General features: G+C 73.8%; 2 protein-coding genes. Both read right to left on the reverse strand.

Going from position 1 to position 1,662, the window contains the following annotated elements; all coding sequences use genetic code 11:
- Positions 1–837 (reverse strand): phosphopantetheine-binding protein (locus tag G3N92_RS33715; protein ID WP_241015197.1); only part of this gene is annotated, 837 nt, incomplete at its 3' end.
- Positions 834–1,662 (reverse strand): salicylate synthase (locus tag G3N92_RS33720; RefSeq protein WP_206131825.1); only part of this gene is annotated, 829 nt, incomplete at its 5' end. The genes G3N92_RS33720 and G3N92_RS33715, both read right to left, overlap by 4 nt.

A 1,662-nucleotide genomic window follows, 5' to 3' on the forward strand; every position in this document is an offset into this window, starting at 1 on the left:
CGCGGCCAGGTGACGGCCGAAATGCCAGTGCGCGGGCGCGGGCGGCGGCGTGCCGTCCGCATAGCAGGCGGCGAGGTCGCGCAGGATCAGGTGCAGGCTCTGCACGTCGGCCACCAGCAGGTCGACGTCGAGGTGCAAGCGCGTGGCGCCGCCCGGCAGCAGGCTCAGCGCCAGCCCGGCCACCTCGCCGTCCTCCACGCGCAGCCGGCGATGCGAGCGGGCCTCGCGCACGGCGTCGAGCTCAGCCGTCAACGCTCGGCCCGACAGCGCCCGCAGATCGTGCAGCGCCACCGCGCGGGTGGCGGGGGCCGGTTCGGCCAGGATCCGCTGCCGGCCTTCGCCGTCAAAGCGCGCGCGCAGCATGCCGTGATGGGCCAGCAGCACGCCCCACGCTTGCGCGAGGCGCGCGTGATCGACGCCGTGACCGTCCAGTTCGAGATAGGCATGGCAGCCGACGCCGCCGAGCACCTGCTCGTCGCCGCGCCCGATCCAGTAGGCGTGCTGCACGTCGGTGAGGGCGAACGGCGCGGTGTCGCTGCCTGCATCGACGGCATCGGACGCGGCGGTATCGCCCGCCCCGGCCGCCGCCTCGCCGTCGCGCGGCGTGCGCCGCTCGGCCAGCATCGGCCACCAGTCGGCCAGCCGCGGCGATTCCATCAGGCCCGCGAAATGGATCGCCGCGCCGGCCTTGCGCCATTGCGCGACGAGCCGCATCAATTGCAGCGAATCGAGGCCCAGTTCGAGCAGATGATCGTCGTCGGCCGGCAGCCTGCTGTCCGGGCCGAGCACGGCGGCCACCTGCCGGCGGATCTGCTCGCGATCGAACGCGCCGCTCATGCTTGCGTCTCCGCGCCGGCCAGGAAGCGCGACACGCTGGTCAGCTTTTCGCGCGTTTCCTCCAGCTCGCGTTCGGGCGTGGACATCGCCACCACGCCCGCGCCGGCCTGCAGCCAGGCGCGCCCGCCGTCGACGAAGACCGAGCGCAGCACCAGCGCGGCGTCGAGCAGGCCATCGCTGTCGGCGATCATCACGCAGCCGCTGTAGAGGCCGCGCGGCCCCGGCTCGAGCTGGCCGATCGCGTCGATCGCCTCGCGCTTCGGAATGCCCGAGGCCGTCACGGCCGGGAACAGCGCGGCGAACGCGTCCCAGGCGCTGCGGCCTTCGGCCAGCCGGCCGCGCACGCGCGAGCCGAGATGCTGGACGGTGCCGCGCCGGCAGATCTGCATGAACTCGGCCACCTGCACCGAATCCGGCGCGCAGACGGGCAGCAGTTCGTCCACGGCCAGCTTGACCGACACCGCGTGCTCGGCGATCTCCTTCGGATCGCGCAGCAGGTCGGCGCGCAGTTGCGCTTCCTGCTCGGGCGTGTCGCCGAGCGCGCGCGTGCCGGCCAGCGGCTGGGTCGAGACGCCGCCGTCGGTGGCCACCTCGACCACCGTCTCGGGGCTGAAGCCGGCGCACGCGAACGCATCGCGGCGCAACAGGAACGAGCGCGCCGGCTGGTTGGCGAGCCGCCCCTTCTGATAGCTGGCGACCAGGTCCAGCGCACCGCTCACCGGCACCGCGCGCGACGCGATCACCTTGTCGTAGTCGCGCGCTTCGATCTGTTCGACCGCGCGCGCCACGCGTTGCCGGTACGGCGCGGCATCGGCCCCGGCGATG

It is taken from the genome of Burkholderia sp. Ac-20379 (assembly GCF_017104645.1).
GTDB lineage: Bacteria > Pseudomonadota > Gammaproteobacteria > Burkholderiales > Burkholderiaceae > Burkholderia.